The organism is Actinotalea caeni, assembly GCF_009733795.1.
Taxonomy (GTDB): domain Bacteria; phylum Actinomycetota; class Actinomycetes; order Actinomycetales; family Beutenbergiaceae; genus Pseudactinotalea; species Pseudactinotalea caeni.
The window spans coordinates 16,502-35,572 of sequence record NZ_WNXX01000013.1; the positions used below are offsets into that span (position 1 = coordinate 16,502).

Annotated in this window: 15 protein-coding genes; 5 read left to right on the forward strand and 10 right to left on the reverse strand. The window is 72.0% G+C overall.

Annotated features, from left to right (window positions below; translation table 11 throughout):
• Window positions 1–21 precede the first annotated feature (21 nt).
• From GPA02_RS12160 to GPA02_RS12170, 3 genes are all read right to left on the reverse strand, one after another.
• A complete protein-coding gene (locus GPA02_RS12160) occupies window positions 22–1,137 on the reverse strand; it encodes a bifunctional 2-methylcitrate synthase/citrate synthase (RefSeq protein ID WP_156200339.1) in 1,116 nt (371 codons plus the stop codon).
• Window positions 1,134–2,051, reverse strand: coding sequence for a methylisocitrate lyase (prpB, locus tag GPA02_RS12165; RefSeq protein ID WP_156200341.1), 918 nt, complete (start codon window positions 2,049–2,051; stop codon window positions 1,134–1,136). The genes GPA02_RS12160 and prpB overlap by 4 nt, the downstream gene beginning before the upstream one ends.
• A 109-nt stretch (window positions 2,052–2,160) precedes the next feature.
• On the reverse strand, window positions 2,161–3,678 hold the full coding sequence (locus GPA02_RS12170; RefSeq protein WP_156200342.1) for an MmgE/PrpD family protein: 1,518 nt from the start codon (window positions 3,676–3,678) through the stop codon (window positions 2,161–2,163).
• A 128-nt stretch (window positions 3,679–3,806) separates the two neighbouring features.
• On the opposite strand from GPA02_RS12170, the gene GPA02_RS12175 reads away from it, so the two are divergent.
• From GPA02_RS12175 to GPA02_RS12190, 4 genes are all read left to right on the forward strand, one after another.
• Entirely contained in the window at window positions 3,807–4,421 is a 615-nt protein-coding gene (locus tag GPA02_RS12175) for a copper resistance CopC family protein (RefSeq protein ID WP_156200344.1), read from the forward strand.
• A complete protein-coding gene (locus GPA02_RS12180; RefSeq protein ID WP_156200346.1) occupies window positions 4,418–6,247 on the forward strand; it encodes a S9 family peptidase in 1,830 nt (609 codons plus the stop codon). The genes GPA02_RS12175 and GPA02_RS12180 overlap by 4 nt, the downstream gene beginning before the upstream one ends.
• Before the next feature lie 196 nt (window positions 6,248–6,443).
• A complete protein-coding gene (locus GPA02_RS19020; RefSeq protein ID WP_156200348.1) occupies window positions 6,444–8,147 on the forward strand; it encodes an ABC transporter transmembrane domain-containing protein in 1,704 nt (567 codons plus the stop codon).
• Window positions 8,144–9,874 carry an ABC transporter ATP-binding protein gene (locus GPA02_RS12190; protein WP_156200350.1) on the forward strand — a complete coding sequence of 577 codons (1,731 nt, stop codon included), beginning with the start codon at window positions 8,144–8,146 and terminating at the stop codon, window positions 9,872–9,874. The genes GPA02_RS19020 and GPA02_RS12190 overlap by 4 nt, the downstream gene beginning before the upstream one ends.
• Before the next feature lie 288 nt (window positions 9,875–10,162).
• Here GPA02_RS12190 and GPA02_RS12195 read toward each other — a convergent pair whose 3' ends face one another.
• Window positions 10,163–11,197, reverse strand: a complete 1,035-nt coding sequence (locus GPA02_RS12195) for an aspartate-semialdehyde dehydrogenase (protein ID WP_156200352.1) — start codon at window positions 11,195–11,197, stop codon at window positions 10,163–10,165.
• Window positions 11,198–11,207: 10 nt separating this feature from the next.
• On the reverse strand, window positions 11,208–12,479 hold the full coding sequence (locus GPA02_RS12200; protein ID WP_156200353.1) for an aspartate kinase: 1,272 nt from the start codon (window positions 12,477–12,479) through the stop codon (window positions 11,208–11,210).
• Between the two features lie 304 nt (window positions 12,480–12,783).
• On the opposite strand from GPA02_RS12200, the gene kynA reads away from it, so the two are divergent.
• Entirely contained in the window at window positions 12,784–13,641 is an 858-nt protein-coding gene (gene kynA / locus GPA02_RS12205; protein ID WP_275689723.1) for a tryptophan 2,3-dioxygenase, read from the forward strand.
• A 48-nt stretch (window positions 13,642–13,689) separates the two neighbouring features.
• Here kynA and GPA02_RS12210 read toward each other — a convergent pair whose 3' ends face one another.
• From GPA02_RS12210 to GPA02_RS12230, 5 genes are all read right to left on the reverse strand, one after another.
• Window positions 13,690–14,505 (reverse strand): sulfite exporter TauE/SafE family protein, encoded by an 816-nt coding sequence (locus tag GPA02_RS12210; protein ID WP_420809359.1) that lies wholly within the window; start codon window positions 14,503–14,505, stop codon window positions 13,690–13,692.
• 83 nt (window positions 14,506–14,588) lie between these two features.
• The gene (locus GPA02_RS12215) at window positions 14,589–15,758 is read right to left on the reverse strand and encodes an enolase C-terminal domain-like protein (protein WP_156200354.1); all 1,170 of its coding nucleotides are present in this window, start codon (window positions 15,756–15,758) and stop codon (window positions 14,589–14,591) included.
• A gap of 31 nt (window positions 15,759–15,789) precedes the next feature.
• The gene (locus GPA02_RS12220) at window positions 15,790–16,680 is read right to left on the reverse strand and encodes a carbohydrate ABC transporter permease (protein ID WP_240134022.1); all 891 of its coding nucleotides are present in this window, start codon (window positions 16,678–16,680) and stop codon (window positions 15,790–15,792) included.
• Window positions 16,681–16,684: 4 nt separating this feature from the next.
• Window positions 16,685–17,650 (reverse strand): carbohydrate ABC transporter permease, encoded by a 966-nt coding sequence (locus GPA02_RS12225; RefSeq protein WP_156200356.1) that lies wholly within the window; start codon window positions 17,648–17,650, stop codon window positions 16,685–16,687.
• Window positions 17,651–17,747: 97 nt separating this feature from the next.
• Window positions 17,748–19,061, reverse strand: coding sequence for an alpha-amylase family protein (locus GPA02_RS12230; protein ID WP_156200357.1), 1,314 nt, complete (start codon window positions 19,059–19,061; stop codon window positions 17,748–17,750).
• Window positions 19,062–19,071: the final 10 nt, after the last annotated feature.

Genomic DNA, 19,071 nt, shown 5'->3' on the forward strand with positions numbered 1-19,071 from the left:
GGCGGGCGCGGCCTCGGCGGCTCAGCGCTGCGGCACCTCGCGGTAGCCGGGCCCCACGTACTCCGAGAGCGGCCGGATGAGCGCGTTCGCCTCGAGCTGCTCCATGACGTGCGCCGTCCAGCCGGTCACGCGGGAGGCGACGAACAGCGGGGTGAACGTCGGGGTGTCGAAGCCCATGAGGTGGTATGCCGGGCCGGCCGGGTAGTCGAGGTTGGGCTTGATGCCCTTCGCCTCCTCCATCGCCTTCTCGAGCGCTGCGTAGAGCTCGCCGAGGTCGGGCCGCTGGTAGTACGCGACGAGATCGTCGAGCACCGCCTTCATCGTCGGCACCCGGGAGTCGCCGTGCTTGTAGACGCGGTGCCCGAAGCCCATGATCTTGCGCTTGTGGGCGAGCGCGTCCTCGAGCCACGCCTGCGCGGCGTCCGCGCTGCCGATCTCGGCGAACGTGTGCATGACCGCCTCGTTGGCGCCGCCGTGCAGCGGGCCCTTGAGCGCGCCGATCGCGCCGGTGACCGCCGAGTACAGGTCGGCGAGCGTCGAGGTGATGACGCGGGCGGTGAACGTCGAGGCGTTGAACGAGTGCTCGGCGTAGAGCACCATCGACACCTCGAAGGCCTTGACGACCTCCGGCGCAGCCTCCTCGCCGAAGGTCGTCCAGAGGAAGTTCTCGGCGTACCCGAGGTCCTCGCGCGGTGGCACCAGCTCCTGGCCGCGACGGCGGCGCTGGTCGTACGCGACGACCGCGGGCAGCATCGCGAACAGCCGCAGCGACTTCGCGAGGTTCGCCTCGCGCGAGGAGTCGTCGGCGGCCGGGTCGTGAGCCCCGATCACCGAGACGGCGGTGCGGCACACGTCCATCGGGTGGCACGTCGTCGGCAGCGCCGTGATCGCGTCGACGACGATCTGCGGCAGCGCCCGCTGCCCCCGCTCGGCCGCGTTCTGCTCGGCGAGCTGCTCCGGCGTCGGGAGCTCGCCGTGCCACAGGAGGTACGCGACCTCCTCGAACGAGCAGCGCGCGGCGAGGTCCTGCACCGGGTACCCGCGGTACAGCAGCGAGTTGGTCTCGGGGTCGACCTTGCTGATCGAGGTGACGTCGACGACGACGCCCGCCAGGCCCTTCTTGATGTCCGCGCTCATGTCGCTCCTTCCGTCGGCTCCGTCGCCGAGTAGGTGAAGATCTCGCTGTCGAAGGTGTTGTAGCCCGCGTAGTCGATGAGCTCGTACAGCCGGGCCCGGGTCTGCATCCGGTCGACCAGCCCGGCCTGCGTGCCGGCGGCGTGGATGGTGTCGAGTCCGCGCTCGATCTCGCCCATCGCCAGCCGCAGCAGCGTCACCGGGTAGATCACCAGCCGCACCCCGGCGGAGGCCAGCTGGTCGGCGGTGAACAGCTCGGACTTGCCGAACTCGGTCATGTTCGCCAGCACCGGCACGTCGACGGCGGAGGCGACCGCCTCGAACTCGCCGAGGTCCGCCATCGCCTCCGGGAAGATCGCGTCGGCGCCCGCGTCGACGAGCGCCTTCGCGCGGTCGACGGCGGCCCGCAGCCCCTCGACCGCCCGCACGTCGGTGCGGGCCATCACGAGGAAGTCCGGGTCCCGCCGGCCGCCGACGGCGGCCCGCACCCGCTGCTGGGCGGTGCCGAGGTCGACGACGGACTTGCCGTCCAGGTGGCCGCAGCGCTTGGGGTTGACCTGGTCCTCGATGTGGCAGCCGGCCAGCCCGGCGTCCTCGAGGACCTGGATGGTGCGCGCGACGTTCATCGGCTCGCCGAACCCGGTGTCGGCGTCGACGATCGTCGGCAGGTTCGTCACGCGCGCGACCTGGCCCGCGCGGCCGGCGACCTCGGTGAGCGTCGTCAGCCCGATGTCGGGCAGCCCCAGGTCGGCCGAGAGCACGGCCCCGGAGACGTAGACGCCGTCGAAACCCTTCTCCTCGATCAGCTGCGCCGAGAGCGGGTTGATCGCACCCGGCAGCCGCAGCAGGTCGCCCGACGCCAGCCGCTCCCGCAGCAACCGCCGCTTCTGGCTCGCGCTCGCGCTCGCGTGCAGCATCAGTCGCGCTCCTCCCCCGGCGCGAACCGGGCGCTCGATGCGTCCGTGGCGCCGTGACAACCGGTTGCCCGCGCGTCGAGCGCCCGGTTCCCGCCGCCGTGCCGTGCCATCAGAACAGCCCCGCGGGCGAGGGCACGGTGCCGAGCAGCCCGGGCCGTGCCGCGATCGTGAGCCCGCCCAGCTCCTCCGGCCCCAGCTCCGGCAGGCGCTGCGCGACGTCGAGGAACCGCTCGATCTCGGCCGGCTCGAGCACGCCGTCGGCGAGCGTGCGGAACTTCTCCACGTACTGCGGTCGCGCGAACGGCCGGGCGCCCAGCGGGTGCGCGTCGGCCATCGCGATCTCCTCGACGATCGTGCGGCCGTCGGTCGTGGTGATCTCCACGCGGCCGCCGAACGCCTTCTCGGCCGGGTCGCTGCTGTGGTACCTGCGGGTCCACTCCGGGTCCTCGGCGGTGGTGATCCTGTGCCACAGCGCGACCGTGTCCGCCCGGCGTGCGCGCTCGGGCGCGTAGGAGGCCTGGTGGTGCCACGTGCCGTCCTGCAGCGCCACCGCGAAGATGTACGGGATCGAGTGGTCGAGGGTCTCGCGCGTCGCCTCGGGGTCGTACTTCTGCGGGTCGTTGGCCCCGGAGCCGATGACGTAGTGCGTGTGGTGGCTGGTGTGGATGACGATGCTCGCGACCCGCTCGGGGTCGGCGAGGTCCGGCCGGGTGCGGTGCAGCCGGCGGGCGAGGTCGATGAGCGCCTGGCTCTGGTACTCCGCCGAGTGCTCCTTGGTGTAGGTGTCGAGGATCGCCCGCTTGGGCTCTCCCGGCGCCGGCAGCACGACGTCGTAGCTCGCGTCGGGGCCGTCGAGCATCCAGGCGACGACGCCGTCCTCGCCCTCGTAGATCGGCTCGGGCGAGGTCTGGCCGCGCATCGCGCGGTCGACGGCCTCGATCGCGACCTTGCCGGCGAACGCGGGAGCGTAGGCCTTCCACGTGGAGATGCGGCCCTTGCGGGACTGCCGGGTCGCCGTCGTCGTGTGCAGCGCCTGCCCGATGGCCTGGAAGATCGTCTCGGTCGACAGCCCGAGCAGGGTCCCGATGCCGGCGGCGGCGCTCGGGCCGAGGTGGGCGACGTGGTCGATCTTGTGCTTGTGGAGGCTGATCGCGCGGACGAGGTCGACCTGGATCTCGTACCCGGTGGCGATGCCCCGCACGAGGTCGGCGCCGCTGCACGCGCGGTGCTGCGCGACGGCCAGGATCGGCGGGATGTTGTCGCCCGGGTGGGAGTAGTCGGCCGCGAGGAAGGTGTCGTGGAAGTCGAGCTCGCGCACCGCGACGCCGTTCGCCCAGGCCGCCCACTCCGGGCTCACCCGCAGGGTCGCGCTGCGCCCGAAGACCGTGGCGCCCGGCGAGTACGGGTGGGCGAGCGCCTGCGCGCGGGCCGCGACCACCGGTGCCCGCAGCAGCGACGCCGCCGCGACCGCCGCGTTGTCGATCACCCGGTTGATGATCATGTCGACGACGTCGTCGTCGACGGGCACCGGGTCGGTGGCCAGCTCGGCGAGCCGCCAGGCCAGCTGGTCGGCGCGGTCGAGGTTCTCCTCGCTGCGGTGCACCCGCAGCCGATGGGTGATGGGCACGATCCTCCTTCGGGCTGGCCCCACCACCGTAGAGGGGTGGCGGGGCGGTCGCCCTCCGATCGTGCCACCGCCCGCGGCCACGACGCCCGTCGTCGGGGGTCGTCGCGTTCCGACGTAGCCTTGGCCTCGTGGCAACCCATCGTCATCTTCTCACCCCGGTCCTCGCCGCCCTCGCCGCGCTCCTCGCGACGGCGGCACTCACCTTCTCCGCGGCGCCCGCGCTGGCGCACAGCGAGCTCGTCGGCTCGACGCCGGCCGACGGCGACGTCGTCGACGCCGCCCCCACGGAGCTCGTGCTCGAGTTCAACGAGAACATCCAGGAGCTCGGCACCGAGGTCGTCGTGACCGGCCCGGACGGCGCCTCGGCCGCCGACGGCGACCTCGCCGTCGACGGCGAGCTCGTGACGCAGCCGCTGGTCGACGGCGGCGCGGGCACCTACACGGTCGTCTGGCGCGCGGTGTCGGCCGACGGCCACCCGATCTCCGGCGAGCTCGCCTATGAGGTGACCGCCGTGGAGGAGACGACCGAGGAGACCACCGAGGCGGAGGAGACCGCCGAGGAGACCACCGCCGAGGACACCGGCGCGGAGGGCTCCAGCGAGCCGGCCGCGACCACCGCCGACGCCGCCGACGAGGCGGATGAGGGCTCGAGCAGCGTGCTGCCGGTGGTCGCCGGCATCGCCGTGCTGGCCGCCGTCGTCGTGGCGGTGGTGCTGGTGATGCGCCGACGGCAGGCACGATGACCGAGCCCGGGTGGCCGCGCCCGCCGTGGGAGCAGCGCTTCCGCGCCGGCCGGGTGCTGCTGCCCACGTGGGCGCTCGACAACCCCGACCGCGCCGTCGTCGTCATGACCGACGAGGGCAGGCTGCAGGTCCACTCCTGGACGCCGTCGTCGGGCCGCGCGATCGTGGCCACCGACAGGGCCGCGGGCACCACGCTCGCGACGATCGACCCCAGCGGCGACTGGGTCTGGTGGTTCGACGACAGCGACGGCGACGAGCACGGCACGTGGCGGCGGCAGCCGTTCGGGTCGACCCCGGGCCGCCGGGTCGAGACGCCGATCGACCTGCCGCCCGCCTACCCGCGCGGGCTGTTGCTCAACCGCGACGGCACCGCGATCATCGGCCGCGGCGACGCGAGCTACGGCACCCAGATCCACTGGGTGCCCGTGGGCCGCTCCGGGTACGGCAGCGACGGACCGACCCTGCTCTACGCGCACCCCCTGTGGGCCGCCGCGCGTGCGGTCAGCCACGACGGCCGGCTCGTCGCGATCGAGCACAGCGAGCACGGCGACTCCCGGCACCCGTCGATCCGGGTGCTCCGCCGGGACGGCTGGCCGGTCGCCGACCTCGACGACGGCGGCGGCCGCGGCCTGTGGGCGCTCGGTTTCGCGCCCGCGCCCGGCGACCAGCGGCTGCTGGTGCGGCACGAGCGCGGCGGCACGCCGAAGCTGCTGCTGTGGGACGTCGAGCGGCTGATCCAGCGACCCGTCGAGATCGGCGTCGAGGGCGAGATCGGCTCGGCGTGGTGGTACCCCGACGCGCGGCACCTGCTGGTCTCGGTCGATCACCACGCCCGCACGCGGCTGTACCGCGTGGACCTGTTCTCGGGCGCGGTCGTGGGCGTCGGCCCGGTCGAGGGGACCGCGGACGACGCCGTCACCCGACCCGACGGCGACGTGTGGATCCTGCACAGCTCGGCGGCCCGCCCGCCCGCCGTGATCTCCTCGCGCGGCGGGCGTGAGCTGCTCACCGCGCCGGGGCCTGCGGCGCCGCCGTCGGTCCCGGTGCAGGACGTGTGGGTCGACGGGCCCGGCGGGCGGATCCACGCGCTGCTGCGCACACCGCGCACGGGTGCGGCGCCGTACCCGGTCGTCGTCAAGGTGCACGGTGGCCCCACGATCCACGACTCCGACGCCTTCTCGCCCGCGGCCGCCGCCTGGGTGGACCACGGCTGGGCGGTGCTCGAGGTCAACTACCGCGGCTCCACGGGGTACGGCGTGGGCTGGCGGGACGCGCTGGAGCAGAAGGTCGGGTTCACCGAGCTCGCCGACGTCGCGGCGGTGCACGACCACCTGGTCGCCGAGGGCGTCGTCGACGCCGAGCGGTCGGTGCTGGTGGGCCGCTCGTGGGGCGGCTACCTGACGCTGCTGGGGCTCGGCACCCAGCCCGAGCGGTGGGCCGCCGGCGTCGCGGGCGTCCCGATCGCCGACTACGTCGCCGCGTACGAGGACGAGATGGGGTCGCTGCAGGACTTCGACCGGGCCCTCTTCGGGGGCTCGCCGGACGAGGTGCCCGACGCCTACCGCGAGTCCTCGCCGCTCACCTACGTCGACGCCGTCCGGGCGCCGGTCTTCATCAGCGCGGGCGAGAACGACCCGCGCTGCCCGTTCCGGCAGATCCTGAACTACGTCGAGGCGCTGCGGGCGCGCGGCGGCACGGTCGAGACGCACGTCTACGACGCCGGCCACGCCAGCCAGGTCGACGAGGAGCGGGTCACGCAGATGCGGCTCGAGCTCGACTTCGTGCGCCGGCACGTCCCGGTCGCGCCGGCGGAGCCGACCGGTTGACGACACCACCTCGTCCACCCGTCGTCGTCCCGCGCCGCAGGAGCAGCATGCCCGCGCCGGTCCCAAGCGCGTCCGTCGGGGCGGCGTCTCGCAGCGCATGTCGCGCGGACGTCCCCGCCGCGGCGGGCGGGCCGTGGCGCGCCTCGCGTGAGACGGGCGGGTGCGCACCGTTGCCGCAGCACTACGTTCCGCAGGCATGAGCCGCCCGCGCGCCGTCGTCAGCCTGCGGCGAGGTGAGATCACCGAGGAGCCCGTCGGGCTGCCTGACCCGCTGCCGGCGGCGTCGCCGCGCGCGCTGGTCGCACGGACGATGTGGCGCACCCGCCGCTACGCGCTGCCCGCCGCCGGCTCGGCGGTCGTGCACCAGGTGTGCGAGGCGCTCGTGCCGGTCATCATGGGCATGGCGATCGACAGCGCGGTGGTCGATGGCGACGTGCGCGGGCTGCTCGTGTGGCTCGCCCTGCTCGCGCTCAACTTCGTGCTGCTGGCGCAGGTGGTCCGCTTCGGGTCGTGGTACGGCCAGCTCGGTGCCGAGACGATGCAGCACCAGCTCCGCACCCGGGTGACCGACCGGCTGCTGCACCCGCGCGCCCGTGCCGACCGGCTGCCGGGGTCGGCGCTGTCGCTGGCGACCAACGACGTGCGGCAGCTGACGTCGGCCGTCACGCTCATGGTCTACCCGGTCGGCGAGGCCGCCGCGATCGTCGTGGGCGGCGCGCTGCTGCTCCTGCAGTCGGTGCCGCTGGGGCTGGCCGTGCTCGTCGGAGCGCCGCTGCTCCTGCTGCTGCTCGACGTGCTCGGCCGGCCGCTGCGGCGCCGCGCCGAGACGGAGGCCGCCGCGATCGCCGACGCCTCCGGGGCCGCCGCCGACCTGCTGGCGGGGTACCGCGTGCTCGCCGGCGTGCACGCCCAGGAGGAGGCGAGCCGCCGCTACCGCACGACGTCGCGGCAGGCGCTGCGCGCGACGATGCGGGCGCGCGGCAGCGAGGCCGGGCTGCGGGCCGGGCTGGACGCCGTCACGGGGCTGTTCATGGTGGGCGTCGCCGTCGCAGCAGGGCTGCTCGCGGTGCGCGGCGAGCTGACCGTCGGCGGGCTGATCACAGTCGTCGGGCTCACGCAGCTGCTGCTGGTGCCGATCACGGCGTTCGCGCGCAACGTCGCGCCGGTGTGGTCGGCCGCGCAGGCCAGCGCCGCGCGCCTGCTCGCGCTGCTCTCCGACGAGACCACCGGCGCGGAGCCACCCGCGCGATCCGCGAGCGACGGGACGGCGCTACGGCTGCGCGTCGAGGACGTCCCGCTCGGCGACGGCGAGCGCGTCACGTTCGAGGTGGCGCCGGGCGAGACCGTCGGGGTCCAGGTCGACGGCGCCGCGGCCGTCGCGCTCGCGGAGACCCTGGCCGCGCGCCGCCCGGTGCCCGACGGCGCACGGGTGCTGGTCGGCGACTTCGCCGTCGACCCGGCCGAGCCCGAGAGGGCGCGGGCGCTCGTGCTCGTGGCGCCGCACGAGGCGGCGCTGCTCGACGGCACGGTCGAGGACAACATCGCGCTGCCGGGGCACCGGCCGGAGCTGCTCGCCGACGCGCTGCACGCGGCCGCCTGCGACGACGTGCTGGCGGCGCTGCCCGACGGCCTCGCGACCGTCGTCGGCGAGGGCGGGCTGCGGCTCTCCGGTGGACAACGGCAACGGGTGGCGCTGGCCCGTGCGCTGGTGATGGACCCGCCGGTGCTGGTGCTGCACGAGCCGACCACCGCCGTCGACTCGGTCACCGAGAGCCTCGTCGCCGAGCGGCTGCCGGCGCTACGGGCGGGCCGCACGACCGTGCTGCTCACGACCTCGCCGGCGCTGCTCGCGGCGTGCGACCGCGTCGTCTGCACGACCGTCGAGGAGGCGGCGCGATGACCGCGGGACAGGCGGCGCTGCCGGTGGCCGGCACGCGCGAGGTGTGGCGCACCTGCTGGGCGCTGCTGCGCCCGCGCGCCTGGCTGGTGCTGCTGGTGACGCTGGCGTTCGTGCTCGCGGCGGCCGCCGGGCTGGTGCTGCCGACCGCGCTCGGTCGCATCGTCGACCTCGCCGCCAGCCCGACGTCCGACGACGCCGACGTCTGGCGGCTGGGCGCCTGGATGGCCGCGGGAGCGCTCGTGCAGGCGCTCGCGACCGGCGCGGGCGCGCTCGGCGCCGCGGCGCTCGTCGAGCGGCTGCTCGCCCAGCTGCGCGAGCGCATGGTGAGCCGGGCGCTGACGCTGCCGCGCCGCGTCGTCGAGCGCACCGGCACCGGTGACCTCACCTCGCGGGCGAGCGACGACGTCGCCCAGGTGGCGCAGGGCCTGCCGGGCGCGATCCCGACGGTCGCGGCGTCCGGGTTCACCCTGCTGCTGACGATCGGGGCGCTGGCGGCGCTGCAGCCGTGGTTCGCGCTGGTGGTGCTGCCGGTCGTGCCGATCCAGGCTGTCGCGCTGCGCTCCTACCTGCGCACGGCGCCGCCGCTGTACGCCGCCGAGCGCACCGCGCTCGGGGTGCGCGCGCAGCACCTGCTGGCGGCGCTGCGCGGGCTGCCCACCGTGCAGGCGTTCGGGCTGGGCGCGCTGCACGCCGCGCGCATCGGCACGGCGTCCTGGCAGGTGGTGCGGGTGTCGATGCGCGCCCGAGCCGTGCTGAACACGTTCTTCTCCCGGCTCAACACCGCCGAGCTGGCGGGCATGGCGACGATCCTCGTGCTGGCCTTCGTGCTGGTCGGGCGGGGCGACCTGACCGTCGGCGGCGCCACGACGGCGATGCTGCTGTTCCTGCAGCTGTTCGGCCCGATGATGGGGCTGCTGCTGCTCGTCGACGACCTGCAGTCGGCGCTGGCGTCGCTGGGCCGGATCGTCGGCGTCGTCGCGATGCCGGTCGAGGACGACGACCAGCGCCGCCCGCACGGCGCGCACCCCGTCTCGGTCGACGGCGTCCGGTTCGGCTACGAGCCCGGCACCCCGGTGCTGCACGGCGTCGACCTGCTCGTCCGTGCCGGCGAGCGGGTCGCGGTCGTGGGGACCTCCGGTGCGGGCAAGTCGACGCTCGCGGCGCTGGTCGCGGGAGCGCACGCGCCGTGGTCGGGTGTCGTCGAGGTGAGCGACGCCGCGCACGCGCGCACGGTGCTCATCAGCCAGGAGGTCCACGTGTTCGCGGGCACCGTGCGCGACAACATCACGCTCACCCGGCCCGACGCCGACGACGCAACCGTCCGCGCGGCGCTCGACGCCGTCGGGGGCTCGGAGACGGTGGCGGCCCTGCCGCAGGGCCTCGACACCGAGGTCGGGCCGCACGCCCACCAGCTCACGGTCGCGCAGGCACAGCTGGTCGCGCTCGCCCGCGCCCACCTGGCCGACCCCGCCCTCGTGCTGCTCGACGAGGCGACCGCCGAGGCGGGCTCCGCGCACGGGGCGATGCTCGACCGCGCCGCCGACGCCGTCATGCGCGACCGCCCCGCCCTCGTCATCGCCCACCGCCTCGACCAAGCCGTGCACGCCGACCGCGTGGTGGTGATGGCCGAGGGCCGCGTCGTCGAGAGCGGCAGCCACGACGAGCTGGTCGCCGCCGGCGGCACCTACGCCCACCTCTGGGCCGCCTGGCAGCGCCACCGCCCCTGACAACCTTCACCGCACTTTGCAACAGGGCCCAGTTTCACCGCACTTTGCAACACCGCCCGGTTTCACCGGACTGTCTGCCGCGGTGCGGAGGCGCCGAGGGCCGGCGCTGAGGACACGACGGCTGGCCGTCGGACGAGATCGCTGAACGTCGAACGCTGAGCGATGTCGCCGGCGCCGTCGGTCACGCCCACCGTGTTGCAAACAGCGGTGAAAGTCGAGGCTGTTGCAAACAGCGGTGAAAGTGGAGGGTGTTGCAAAGTGCGGTGAAAGTGGGCCGGCGTGGGACGGTCAGGCGCGGACGAGGAGCTCCGCGATCTGGATCGTGTTGAGCGCAGCGCCCTTGCGGAGGTTGTCGTTGGAGACGAACAGCGCGAGGCCGCGGCCGTCGGGGACGCCCGGGTCGGTCCGGATGCGGCCCACGAAGCTCGGGTCGCGACCGGCGGCGAGCAGCGGCGTCGGGACGTCGGCGAGCTCGACACCCGGAGCGTCGGCGAGCAGCTCACGAGCACGCTCGGGCGAGATCGGGCGGGCGAACTCGGCGTTGATCGACAGGCTGTGCCCGGTGAACACCGGCACCCGCACGCACGTGCCGGAGACCAGCAGGTCGGGCAGCCCGAGGATCTTGCGGGACTCGTTGCGGAGCTTGCGGTCCTCGTCGGTCTCGCCGGAGCCGTCGTCGAGCAGGCTGCCCGCGAGCGGCACCACGTTGTAGGCGATCGGCGCGACGTACTTGACCGGGTCCGGGAAGGTGACCGCGCCGCCGTCGTGCGTGAGGGCCTCGATGTCCTGGTCGATCGTGCCGCGCACCTGCCCGGCGAGCTCCTCCACGCCGGCGAGGCCGGAGCCGGAGACCGCCTGGTAGGAGGACACGATCAGCCGCTGGAGACCGGCCTCGTCGTGCAGCACCTTGAGCACCGGCATCGCGGCCATCGTGGTGCAGTTCGGGTTGGCGATGATGCCCTTGCGCGCCTCGTGCACCGCCTCCGGGTTCACCTCGCTGACGACCAGCGGGACGTCCGGGTCCATCCGCCAGGCGGAGGAGTTGTCGACAACGGTCGCGCCGGCCGCCGCGAACCGCGGGGCGTACTCCTTGGACGTCGCGCCGCCCGCGGAGAACAGCGCGATGTCGATGCCGCCGAGGTCGGCGGTGGCGACGTCCTCGACGACGACATCGCCGTCCTTCCACGGCAGCGTCGTGCCCGCCGAGCGGGCCGAGGCGAAGAACCGCACCTGGTCGAGCGGGAAGTCGCGCTCGACGAGGAGCCGGCGCAGCACGGCGCCGACCTGACCGGTGGCGCCGACGACGGCGACGGTCACACCCATGCCTGCTCCCCTATCGTCCGGTGCCGCCGTAGACGACCGCCTCGACCTCGGCGGCGTCCAGCCCGAAGGCGCTGTGGATCGCCCGGACGGCCTCGTCGAGGTCCTCCAGACGCAGTATGACCGAGATGCGGATCTCCGACGTCGAGATCATCTCGATGTTGATGCCGGCGTCGCGCAGCGCGCCGAACAGCCGCGCGGAGACGCCCGGGTGCGACCGCATGCCGGCGCCGACCAGCGAGAGCTTGCCGATCGTGTCGTCGTAGAGGACCTCGGCCCCCTGCAGCTCCCCGCCGAGTGCCGCGAGCGCGGCCTTGGCGGCGTTCGCCTGCTCGAGCGGGAGCGTGAAGGAGATGTCCGTGAGCCCGGTCTTCGCGGCCGAGACGTTCTGCACGATCATGTCGATGTTGCAGCCGGCGGCCGCGACGGCCTCGAAGATCCGCGCCGCGGTGCCCGGCACGTCCGGCACGCCGACGATCGTGATCTTGCCCTGCGAGCGGTCGTGGGCAACACCGGAGATCAGCGGGTCTTCCATGGGGCCATCCTCTGCTAGTTCGTCCGTGACGAGCGTCCCCTGGTGCGAGGAGAAGGACGAGCGGACGTGGATCGGGACGCGGTAGCGGCGCGCGTACTCGACCGCGCGCAGGTGCAGGATCTTCGCGCCGTTCGCCGCGAGCTCGAGCGTCTCCTCGGTGCTGATCCGCGGGATCTTGCGGGCGGCAGGGACGATGCGCGGGTCGGCGGTGAACACGCCGTCGACGTCGGAGTAGATCTCGCACACCGACGCGCCGAGCGCGGCCGCGAGCGCGACGGCGGTGGTGTCGGAGCCGCCGCGGCCGAGCGTGGTCACGTCGTTGGTCTGGGCGGTGACGCCCTGGAAGCCGGCCACGATCGCGACGGCGTCGTCGGACAGCGTCGCCTGGATGCGGCTGGGGGTGACGTCGATGATGCGGGCGTTGCCGTGGGCGGTGTCGGTGATGACGCCAGCCTGCTGTCCGGTGAACGCGCGCGCCTGCACGCCGAGGGAGGTGATCGCGATCGCCAGCAGCGCCATCGAGATCCGCTCGCCGGCGGTCAGCAGGATGTCCAGCTCGCGCTGCGGCGGGTCGTCGGTGATCTGGCCGGCGAGGTCGAGCAGCTCGTCCGTCGTGTCACCCATCGCAGACACCACGACGACGACGTCGTGGCCGGCCGCCTTCGTCTCGACGATCCTGCGGGCCACGCGGCGGATGCTCTCGGCGTCGGCGACGCTCGAGCCGCCGAACTTCTGCACGATGAGGGACACGGGACAATCTCGCACGGTGACGCGGACTACGGACGATCGAGTGTAGGCCGTGACCACGGGTCGGACGCCGTCGCGTCCACATCCCGGGACGCTCGACCGGTCGGTCGAGCCCGACGGCGACCCCACCTCGCGCCGTCCGACCCCCGCGCGACGGCGTCCCTCGTCAGCCTGGCGGCATGAGGTGCACCAGCGGCGAGGGTTGAGCCCCCGCTCCGGCGTCCGCGACCTGGGTCGACGCCACGGACCGGGCGACGCGGAGGGCGAGCGTCCCGCGACGACCGGGGACCCGGCGTAGGTTGCTGCCGTGACCGACGACGGCCGAGCGATCCGGGACCTCGAGGACGGCATCCAGCGCGACTTCACGCGGGAGATGTCCTACGGCGACTACCTGCACCTCGACGAGCTGCTGTCCGCACAGGTGCCGCTGTCGGACCCGCCGCAGCACGACGAGATGCTGTTCATCATCCAGCACCAGACCAGCGAGCTGTGGCTCAAGCTGATGGTGCACGAGCTGCGCTCGGCACGGTCGCTGCTCGCGAGCGACGAGCTCGCGCCCGCGCTCAAGCGGATGGCCCGGATCAAGCACATCCAGCACGTGCTCACCGACCAGTGGTCGGTGCTCGCGACGCTGACGCCCAGCGAGTACGTGCTGATCCGCCCGTACCTGGCGACGTCGTCGGGCTTCCAGTCGGCGCAGTACCGCGAGGTGGAGTTCCTGCTGGGGAACAAGAACCCGGACATGGTCGGCGTGTTCCGGCACGACCCGAAGGCACAGCAGGCGCTCGCGACGCTGCTGCGCGAGCCGTCGCTGTACGACGAGTTCCTGCGGTTCCTGGCGCGCAGCGGCTACCCCGTGCCGCAGCACGTGCTCGACCGCGACGTGACGCAGCCGTACCGGATGGACCCGGGGCTGGTCGACGTGTTCGCGACGGTCTACGACGCGCCCGCGGAGCACTGGGGTGTGTACGAGACGTGCGAGGAGCTCGTCGACATCGAGGACAACTTCCAGCAGTGGCGGTTCCGGCACCTGCAGGTCGTGCAGCGCACGATCGGGCACAAGACCGGCACCGGGGGCTCCTCCGGCGTCGACTTCCTGCGCCGCGCGCTCGACCTCACGTTCTTCCCCGAGCTGTACGAGGTGCGGACCCGGATCGGGTCCTGACACGCGGCTGGACGTCGTCGACCGCAGCAAGAGCTGCGGTGAGACCCGTCAGCCGAGGATGTCCCAGGCGAGTCGGCCGATGAGGGCGGCGACGACGACGAGGAACGCGATCCGCACGAAGCGGTTGCCCTTCGCGACCGCCATGCGGGCGCCGAGGTAGGCGCCGCACAGGTTCGCGGTGCCGACGACCAGCCCCACACCCCAGACGACGTGCCCCGCCGGCACGAAGAACGCGAGCGCACCGAGGTTGGTGGCGAAGTTGACGATCTTCGCGATCGCCGAGGCGGGCAGGAACGCGTACCCGATGACGCCGACGAGGCCCATGACCAGGAACGACCCGGTGCCGGGGCCGAGGAGCCCGTCGTAGAGACCGACCGCCAGCCCGATCCCGGCGGCGGCGCCGTAGTGGCGGTTGCCCTCCCACCGGAGCTCGGTGACGGTACCCACCTGCGGCTTGAGGAGGGTATACACGAGCACCCCGACGAGCACGACGATGATGATCGGCCGCAGCGCCGCCTCGGGGATGTGCGACGCGAGCGCGGCACCGCCGACGGAGGCGAGCAGCGCGCACACCGCCATCGGCGCGGCCGTGCGCATGTCGGGGTGGATGCGCCGGTAGTAGGTGATCGAGCTCGTCGACGTGCCCATGATCGAGCCGACCTTGTTGGTCGCGAGCGCCTGCACCGCGCTCATGTCGGGGAACAGCACGAGCAGCGCGGGCACCTGGATCAGCCCGCCGCCGCCCACGACGGCGTCCACCCAGCCGGCCGAGAACCCCGCCAGCACGAGCAGCAGCAGGACCGCGAGCGTGATCTCGAGCCCGCCGAACCCGGGGACGTCGATCAGCCCATCTGCCAGCACCAGCCTGGTTTACCACGTCGATGCGTGCCGGTGCGGCAGGCCGCCGCAACGCTCTGGCGTGAGACGGGGCGCACCTCGCCACGGCCTCAGGGGGACCCGCGGAAGACCCGGCGATCGGCGTTCTGCGCCCCGATCCGGTCCCAGTCGTAGGAAACACCCAGACCCGGCCCGTCGGGCACCCCGACGCACCCGTCCTGGCCGACCGCGTCCAGGTCCTCGCGGTAGCCGTCCGCGTAGACGTCGGGGAGGAGCGGGTTGCCCGAGAGCGGATCGAGGAGTCCGAGCTCGTAATAGTTGGTGTTTCGGATAGCCGCCATACAGTGACGTTGCGCCGGCCCGGAGGCATGGACCTCCATGTCGATGCCGAGCGCCTCCGCCGCGTGCGCCGTCTTCATTACACCCGTGATGCCCATGTCCAGCTCGGGGTCGGCACGGAGAAAGTCGGTGGCTCCGGACACGGCAAGCTCCACGCGCTGGTCCAGGCCCCGCACCATCTCGGTGATCAGCAGCGGGGTGCGGACGCGCTGCCGCAGGATCTGGTGGCCGAGGCGCGCGTCGTCTCGCATCGGGTCCTCCCACCAGAACGCGCCGACCTCGTCGCAAACCGCGCCGAGACGCAGCGCGTCGGCGAGCGTCGCCAGCGTCTGACCAGGGTCGGTCATGACGTCGATGCGGCCCGCCGCCCCTTCAGCGGCCGCTTGCAGCGCCGCTACCTCGTCGCGGACCTTCCCGGTACCGGGTCCGTGGATCTTGTAGCCGGGCACGCCTCGCTCGACGCACAGCGCCGCATAGTCGCGATAGCTCTCGGGCGTAGCGAGACCACCCAGGCCGTGGCCGCCGCCGACGGTCGAGACGTAGGCGGGCAGGCGGTCGCGGTACTGCCCGAGGAGCGCTGCGATCGGCTGACCAGCGGTCTTCCCGAGGGCGTCCCACAGCGCGATGTCGATAGCCCCGTACCCGATGCGGTCGGTCTTAGTAAGGCTCCGGTTGACGTCGTCCCAGAACCTTTCCCGGTAGGCCAGCGGCTTGCCGACCACAGCGCGGGCACAGGCGGCGATTTGCCCCGTCGCGGTCGGCGGCGCGCTCCAGAGCGTGACGTACTCGCCGACGATGCCGGCCGAGGTATGCACACGGACGCCGAAGCGCCTCGTGGACCTTGTGGGCGCGGTCCCCGGGACCGGAGACCCCGATGCGTCGTAGCCGTAGGAGACGGAGTGGTCGAACTCGATCACCTCGAGCTCGGTGATGACATCCACGTGATGCTTCCCTCCAGGGTCGGTGCGTGGGTCACTTCAGGCCGGTGGTCGCGATGCCTTGCACCAGCGCGCGCTGAGCGAACAAGAAGACGAAGAACACGGGCACGAGCGTCAGCACGGACATGGCGAACAACGCTCCGTAATTGCTGAGCCCCGTGGAGTCCTGGAACGTGCTGAGACCCATGGGGACCGTGTACATCTCAGGCGAGTTCAGGTACAGCAGCGGCGTGAAGAAGTCGTTCCAGGTCCAGATGAAGCTGAAGACGGCTGTGACCCCGACCGCCGGCATGCACAGCGGCAGGATCACGCTCCAGAACGTTCGAAGCGGCCCGCAGCCGTCGAGCGCAGCAGCATCGTCGAGGGTTCGCGGGAGCCCACGCATGAACTGCACCATCAGGAAGACGAAGAATGCCTCGACAGCCAAGAACTTGGGCAGGATCAGAGGTGCGTACGTCCCGACCAGGCCCAGCTGATAGAAGAGGATGTACTGCGGGATGATCGTGACGTGGAACGGCAGCATGATCGTCGACAGCATCAAGGCGAACAATGGTCCGCGCCACCTGAAGCTCAGCCGAGCGAACGCGTAGGCCGCAAGGGTGCAAGAGATCAGGTTGCCCAGGATGCAGGCACCCGCAACCATGACCGAGTTGAGTATGAATCGGCCGAACGGGACGCGGAGAGACCCCCAGCCGTCGATGTAGTTCTCGAGCGTGAACCGGACCTGGGCGCCCGGGTTGAGGATGTCGATGTTGCTCATGAACGACCTGGTCAGCATCCAGACCAGGGGATAGATCATGACGAGACCGAACACGATGAGCAGCGCGTGCTTCCAGCCGGTCTTCCTCACCCAGGCCAACGCCGAGAGAAGGCCGCTGGCTCGTTGGCTCGATGCCCCTCGAAGCGGGAGCGTCACCGCGCTCACTTCTTCAACTCTCATAGTGGACCCAGTGCCTCGCGGCGATGAAGTTGATGCCGGTGAAGATCGCGATGACCACGAACAGGATCCAGGCGAGCGCGCTGGCGTAACCCATCTCGAAGCTCTGGAACCCGACCTGGAACAGGTACAGCGTGTAGAAGAGCGTCGATCCGGCTGGGCCGCCGCTGCCCGACGAGACGATGTAGGCCTGTGTGAAGGCTTGGAACGCCCCGATCAACTGCAGGATGAGGTTGAAGAAGAGCACAGGGGTCAGCAGTGGCATGGTCACCGCCCAGAAGCGTCGCCACCGGCTCGCGCCGTCGACCGCCGCTGCCTCGAGCAGCTCTGCGGGTATCTGCCTCAGCCCTGCGAGGAAGATCACCATCGGCGACCCGAACGTCCAGACGTTCAGGATGATCAGGGTCGTCAGCGCGCGGTCCGGATCGGAGATCCACGACCCCATGTGGATGCCGACTCGCCCCGCCAGCTCAGGGATCAAGCCGTTGCTCGCGAAGAGCTGTCGCCACAGGACCGCCACTGCGACGCTGCCGCCCAGCAGGGACGGCAGGTAGTACACCGAGCGATAGAGCGCCAGCCCCCGCACCCCACGGTTCAGCATGACGGCGATCGCTAGTGCGAACGCCAGCTGCAGCGGCACGGAGATGAACACGTACTTCACCGTCACCAGTGCCGAGGCTTGGAAGTTCGGGTCGGCGAGCATGCGCTGGTAGTTGCCGAGCCCCACCCACACAGGCGTTCCGCCGAGGCGATAGCTCGTAAACGAGAGGTACAACGATGCGAGCATCGGCAGCGCGGTGATACCCACCACTCCCACCAACCAGGGCAGCAGGAAGATGTATGCCACGGCCGATCGGCGTCCGCCCGGATGCGGCTTGGGACCGCCTCCACGCAGTGCGGCGACAGGCACGCTCACGTGGATACCCCCGTCCTGCTCGCCCGGACCTGGCTGCTGCATCGCTTACCCCGCCGAGCGACCAGCGTCGTGCCCTGCTGCGAGGGCTGACCGGTGGGCGGGACGTGCAGCCCGCCGACCGGTCGGTTCGTCGTCATCGTCATCCCGCCGACAGCGGCTGCCAGTCGCGCTCCTGCGCCTCCCACTCGCGCAGGCCCTCACGGACGGCGTCGAGACGTTCCATCGTCGCGCCGTCGTAGTGGCCGAGCGACAGGCCGTCCGCGCCAGCGTCGACGGCCGCCTTGACGCTTCCCCGCAGCGTCTCCGGCGTGGCGTTCGGTCGGACGCCGAGCGCGGCGATCAGCTTCTGATCCTCTCGCAGCGACCGGCGCACCTTCATGAGCTTCGCCCTCTTGGTCGCGACGCCCTCGGGAGTGCCCAACTGGTCGGAGTAGTCCGATTCACGCACCGAGTCGACAAACTGGAATGCCGCCTTGAAGTCCAGGCCGGCGCGCTCCGGCGAGGCCATGTAGGTGTTGTAGCGAAACTCGACATCACGCCCGACGCCACGCAGGGCCTGCTGCACCGCGGCGAACAGCTCGGTGATCGAGCGCTTGCGGAAGTGCAGCCACGCGGCGAAGGCCTCGTTCTCGATCAGCAGCGCGGACTCGCCGTAGTTCGCCTCGTCGAGCAACTGGCGCTCGTGGAGCTCCTCGAGGCCGATGCGCTTCGACAAGTTGGCGAGGTGCCTGACCTCGCGCACGATCTCGTCCCAGTCCAGGCCCTCGGACCGTGCCTTCGCGGCGCACGAGCTGCAGAAGCAGCCACCCGTGGCCACCGCGAGCAGCTGCTGCCACGCAACCGGGCCGTACGCGTGCGTGCCACCGTCGTCGCGACCGGACCCGAACATCACCAGACACGTTTGGACGTAGTCCACGTCATAGTTCGACGCCACGTCGGTGAACAGCGCGAGGAGGTACTCGCGGACATCCGGGTTGTTCAGGCACGGCAGCGCTCGCTGGGCTTCGACGGCTTCGAACGCTCCGACGATATTGCCGAAGACATCGCGCTGCAGCACGTCCTCGTAGTGTTCCCGCGCATAGCTCGCGTCGATGACCGTGTGGGAGATCTCGAGCCCCGTCCTCATGGAGCGGGCGCGCGCTCCGTCTATCAGGGTCCGGAGCCAGTCCTTGCCCTTCAGGAAGTCTCGGTCCGAGGTCAGCGGCGAGATCCGCCCGTACCTGCTGGCGTCGGGGAGCCAGTAGGCGCGGCTGTCCTCCGGTGTGTAGTACCGCCGCACCGGGTTGTGCGGGTAGAAGCGAGCGTGCAGCGGCCGCTTCTCCTTGTGCATGAGACCCACGAGATACGCCGAGTTCACCTCCGCCCTGCTCGCCAGCACGTCGAGCGCATGGTCAACGCCCTCGTCGTGCAGATCCCAGGCGTACAGGCTTGCGGCAATCTCGTTCAGCGGCATGTGTGTCCTC